At 65.1% G+C, this 4,935-nt stretch carries 4 protein-coding genes; 3 read left to right on the top strand and 1 reads right to left on the bottom strand.

What is annotated here, in order from left to right:
- Positions 1–1,250 precede the first annotated feature (1,250 nt).
- Positions 1,251–2,546, bottom strand: coding sequence for a phospholipid carrier-dependent glycosyltransferase (locus VLJ37_09640; GenBank protein ID HSA59931.1), 1,296 nt, complete (start codon positions 2,544–2,546; stop codon positions 1,251–1,253).
- A 34-nt stretch (positions 2,547–2,580) separates the two neighbouring features.
- On the opposite strand from VLJ37_09640, the gene VLJ37_09635 reads away from it, so the two are divergent.
- The 3 genes from VLJ37_09635 to VLJ37_09625 form a co-directional block, all read left to right on the top strand.
- Positions 2,581–3,447, top strand: a complete 867-nt coding sequence (locus tag VLJ37_09635; GenBank protein ID HSA59930.1) for a UbiA family prenyltransferase — start codon at positions 2,581–2,583, stop codon at positions 3,445–3,447.
- Positions 3,444–4,769 carry an FAD-binding oxidoreductase gene (locus tag VLJ37_09630; protein ID HSA59929.1) on the top strand — a complete coding sequence of 442 codons (1,326 nt, stop codon included), beginning with the start codon at positions 3,444–3,446 and terminating at the stop codon, positions 4,767–4,769. The genes VLJ37_09635 and VLJ37_09630 overlap by 4 nt, the downstream gene beginning before the upstream one ends.
- The coding region (locus VLJ37_09625) for an SDR family NAD(P)-dependent oxidoreductase (protein HSA59928.1) at positions 4,766–4,935 on the top strand (170 nt) is incomplete at its 3' end. The genes VLJ37_09630 and VLJ37_09625, both read left to right, overlap by 4 nt.

The following is a 4,935-nucleotide window of genomic DNA, read 5'->3' as shown; positions in this document are numbered from 1 at the left end:
TGGACGTTCATCCACTATCCGGATCACCGGCAGACCTACGGCACCGCCAAGTACTTTAGGGAGATCGGCTATCGGGGCGCGTTCCGGGCGGACATGGCCGCCTACCTCGAGGACACGGGGGCGGGCCGGGAGTCGGTGGCGGCCCTGCCGATGCGCAATCTGGACACGCACCGGATGTCGACGGCGGGGGCCCAGTGGGCGGAGATCGATGCCGTCAAGGGACGCTTCTCGCCCGCGCGCTGGGAGTCCTACAAGCGCGACGCGCGCTACCTGCGAGAGTCCATGGGGACCGGGCCGTACTTCCATTACATGGCCGATCACGGTTGCAACGCCACCCCGGTCTGGATCGCGGCCGCATCGCTCCTCTACAATCTGGCCCCCGCGGGCGACGCCCCGCTGCTCTGGACGGCCCTGCTGGATCCGCTGCTTCTGTTGATCGCATTCGTTGCGATCTGGCGCTGCTTCGGCGCGCGCACCGCCCTGGTCTGCATGACCGTCTTCGGCGCCAACGACTTCATCATGTTCGGATCGAATTGGGCCGGGGCGACGCTCCGGCACGACTGGCTGGCGTATTTGGCGCTCGGCGCCGCCGCCCTGAAGCGCGAACGCTGGACCCTGGGCGGCGCTTTTTTGGGGCTGGCCGCGATGATCCGGGCCTTCCCGGCGGTCGCCGTGGGCGCCCTCGCGTTGCCGGCCCTCTGGTGGATTCTGGATGAGCGGAAGCGGAGAGGTCGCTGGCCGTCCCTGGCCGAATTCCGGCGTGGGAACCCCTGGCTCGGCCGCGCGTGGCTCGGGGCCGCCGCCGTCGCCGCCGGGTTGTTTCTCTCCACGTCCCTGGTCTTTTCATTCGGGGCCTGGGCCGACTGGTGGGAGAAGGTGAGGCTCCTTTCGGCGGATCCGCACGCGAACCACATCGGTCTCAGGACGCTCATCGGCGGTTGGCGGGACAATCAGCGGTTCCTGCTTCACGAACGAAGGTATCTTTATGCGGCCGCCCTCGCGGGTTTCACCGCCGCCGTCGCCGCGGCCTGCCGCGGCAAAAGGCCCGACCAGGCGGCCGTGATCGGATTGTTCCTCATCCCCGTGCTCTTCTACCCGGCGAACTACTACATCCATTTCATCTTCCTTCTGCCGCTCCTCATGACGGAGACGGAGGAAAGGATCGCCGGCGTGTGGATCCCCCTGACCGTGCTCCTTCTTTGCGCCGCGCAGTATTTCACCGTGAACGTAACCCCCTTGGGGAAACACTTTTACCTCGCCACGGCGCTCCTCTTCTCCGCCTGGACCGTCCTCTTGGCGGCCCTCAACCTGACCGCCGCGACGGCCGCGAACGAGAAGGCGATCAGGACGGGGTCGAAGGGGACATGGATGCGCGGGTCTCCGAGATAGAAATAGAACGTCGCCAGCAGGACGCCGATCGACAATCCGGTCAAGAGCCACGGCGCTCCGCGGTCTTCCCATAACTTCTTTTGGATTCCCAGCACGGCGATGCGGCCGGCGGCCGGCAGGAGAATGACCCACGTAAACGCGCGGCTGAAGGCCAGGAGCCATTTTTGGGCCGCGCCCGAGGGCGTTTTCCAAACGGGCCAGTAGTCCTGAAGGCCCAGTCCCAGTCCCTCCTTGATGTTGTCGAACGACGTCAACAGCAGGCGCGGTTCCGCCCAAATCTGCTTCAGTCCCTCCTTGTAGAAGTGGCCTTCGTCGAAGAGCGGGACGGGCGTGCGGACGTCCCGTTCGGGGCCGTAGCGGCGCATGTTGGGGATCGGTCCGATGGAATACTCGCCGTAGTCTCCTTGGTAGTGGATGATCCGGACCGGTGCGCGGGCCAGGTAAAAGTTGAGCCCGCCGTTGGAGGCGAGCCCCGACGGTTTGCGGAGGAGGATGGAATTGTGGACGCAGGCCGCCAGGATCAACGGGAGGCTCGCGAGGATGAAAGGCTTCAGCGCCCTCCACGCCGCGCGCCGGTCCCGGCCGAAGGCCGCCCAAAAATAGGCGGGGACGCCGGCGTAGAGCAGGACCATGTTGGGCCGGATGACCGACAGGAGCGAGAGCGAGAGCCCGGCCAAGACCAGACGGCGGCGGTCCGACGGGGAGTCGACGCTCAGGAGGATCCAGAAAGAGAGGGTCGTGAAGAAGGCCGCGGGGACCTCCGTCAGGACGAGGCCGCCGTAGTAGATGAGGGGAAAGTACAAGGCGTTCGCCAGAAAGACGGCGAGGGCGACGAAGCGGGACGAGGTCAGCCTCCAGGCGATCGAAGCGGCCAGCGCGCAGATCAGGCCGCCCATCAGCGCCTGCAAGACGGCGATGGGCGCGAAGTGGCGGCCCGTCGGGTCGACCAGGGCGAGAAGGACGGGATATCCGGCCGAAGAGAACGTGTCCCAGACGCCTAGGCTCAAGGCCCGCAGACGTTCGGCGTGCTTCTGGTAGACCAGCATGTCGGAGAAAAGGAAGTTCCCCGGCGGATGGACGGCGAGGGAGAACCAGAGACGGAGCGCCGTGGCCGCGAGAACGCCGAAAGCGAGAAAGCGAATTCGTGGAGCGATCATGAAAGGTGTGATAAAGTAACAAGAATTCGCGCCAATGAAAGACCTCTTTTATACGATCCGTCCGCATCAATGGACCAAGAACCTCCTCGTCTTCATTCCGATCATCATGGCCCATCGTCTGGCCAGCCGGGACCTGCTGCTCAACGCGGGTCTGGCGTTCGCGGCCTTCAGCCTTTGCGCCTCGGCCAGCTACATCCTGAACGACTGGCGGGACATCGAGCGGGACCGGAGCCATCCCAAAAAACGCCACCGGCCGCTGGCCTCGGGCGCCGTCTCCGTGCCCGCGGCCTCCCTGCTCGCCTTTTTTCTCCTGGCGGGCGCCGCCGGAGTGACCCTTCTCCTGCCGCGCGATTTCGCCTGGGTCCTGTCCGTGTACGTTTTTTTCTCGGCGTTCTATTCGCTCGCGCTCAAACGCGCGGTCCTGATGGACGTGATGGTCTTGGCGTTCTTCTACGCCCTGCGGATCTTCGCGGGGGCGGTGGCCATCGGCGTGGAGGTCTCGTCCTGGCTGCTCGCCTTCTCGATCTTCATCTTCTTCAGCCTCGCCCTTCTCAAACGCTATTCCGAGCTGGCCTTTTTGAGCAAAGAGGAGGGCTCCCTGACCGGCCGCGGTTACCGCAAGGGCGATCTCGATTCGCTCGCCATGCTCGGAACGGCGAGCGGCGTTCTCTCCGTGCTCGTTCTGGCCCTCTACGTGAGCAGCGCCGAGGTGACCGCCCTTTATTCCCACCCGCGCGCGCTTTGGCTCCTGTGCCCGGTGATGCTCTATTGGGTGAGCCGCGTCTGGCTGTTGGCCCACCGGGGGGAGATCCCGGACGAACCCATCGTCTTTGCGCTGAGGGATCGCGCCAGTTACGTCGTGGGCCTTCTGGCGGGAGCCATCGTCTGGGCCGCGTCATGACGGAATCCTTTGAGTCCTTCGAGTCTTTCGAATCCTGGGGGCGTTTTCCCAAAGTCCGGCAGGAGGTCTTCCGTCCGTCTTGGATCGCCGACCCCATCCCTTTCAAGAAGTTTTCGAGCGTTCTGCCCTACGGGCAGGGCCGGAGCTACGGCGATTCGTGCTTGAACGACGGCGGGACGATTCTCGTCACGGACCGGCTCAACCGGTTGATGACCTTCGACGCCGCGGCCGGCGTCTTGCGGTGCGAGGCGGGCATGACGTTGCGAGACGTGCTCCATGTGATCGTGCCGCGTGGCTGGTTCCTGCCGGTCTCCCCGGGAACGCAGTTCGTCTCGGTGGGCGGCGCGGTCGCCAACGACATCCACGGCAAGAACCATCACAAGGCCGGTACCTTCGGCCGGTTCGTGCGGCGCTTCGAGCTGTTGCGGTCCTCGGGCGAGAGGCTGGTCTGCTCGCCGGCGGAAAACGCGGATGTCTTCGCGGCGACGGTCGGAGGCTTGGGGCTGACCGGGCTCATGACGTGGATCGAGTTCTCCCTGAAGCGGATTCCCGGTCCGAAGATGGACGTCGAGACCGTGCCGTTCGCGGGACTGGAGGATTTTTTCCGACTCTCCGCCGACTCGGACAGGGATTTCGAATACACCGTCGCCTGGTTCGACGGGTTTGCGTCCCCCGACCGGTTCCGGGGCCTTTTTTATCGAGGAAATCACGCCTCACCCGAGGACAAGGTGAAGCTCCCGTCCTTTCAAGCGAGGCTCTCGGTGCCCTTCGATCTACCCTCGGGCCTTCTCAATCGCTGGACGATCCGGGCCTTCAACCGTCTCTATCACGATTGGAACGCGCATAAGCCGGCGCATCGTTCGGTCACCTACCGCTCGTTCTTCTATCCCCTGGACGCCGTCTCGCACTGGAACCGCGTCTACGGGCGGCGCGGATTCTTCCAGTACCAGTGCGTGGTGCCCCTGGGGGGCGCCGGCCGCCGTCCCCTCGCGCCCCTTTTGGAGGAGGTGACGCGGTCGGGTCAGGGATCGTTCCTGGCCGTCTTGAAGGTCTTCGGGGATTTGGCCTCGCCCGGTCTTCTTTCCTTTCCGCGCCCGGGGGTCACGCTGGCGCTTGATTTTCCGAATCGCGGGAGGAAGACGTTGGACCTGTTGGAGCGCCTGGACGCCGTCGTCCGCGGCTCCGGCGGCGCCGTGTATCCGGCCAAGGACGCGCGCATGTCCGCGGCGGCCTTTCAGGCTTTCTTTCCGCGGTGGCGGGAATTCGCGAAGTTTGTCGATCCCAAATTCTCATCGAGTTTCTGGCGGAGGGTCACGACATGAGAAAAATGCTGATCATCGGGGCCACGTCGGCCATCGCCCGGGAGACGGCGCGGCTCTTCGCCGCCGACGGCGACGCCTTGTTCCTCGTGGCGCGCGATCCGGAAAAGCTCACGGCGGTGGCGAACGACCTCAAGGCCCGGGGGGCCGGGCGCGTCGAGAGTTTCGA

It is taken from the genome of bacterium (genome assembly GCA_035454885.1).
Classification (GTDB): Bacteria; UBA10199; UBA10199; order JACPAL01.
Note: the sequence above shows the minus strand (reverse complement) of the source record. Positions and strands in the feature narration are given on the sequence as shown.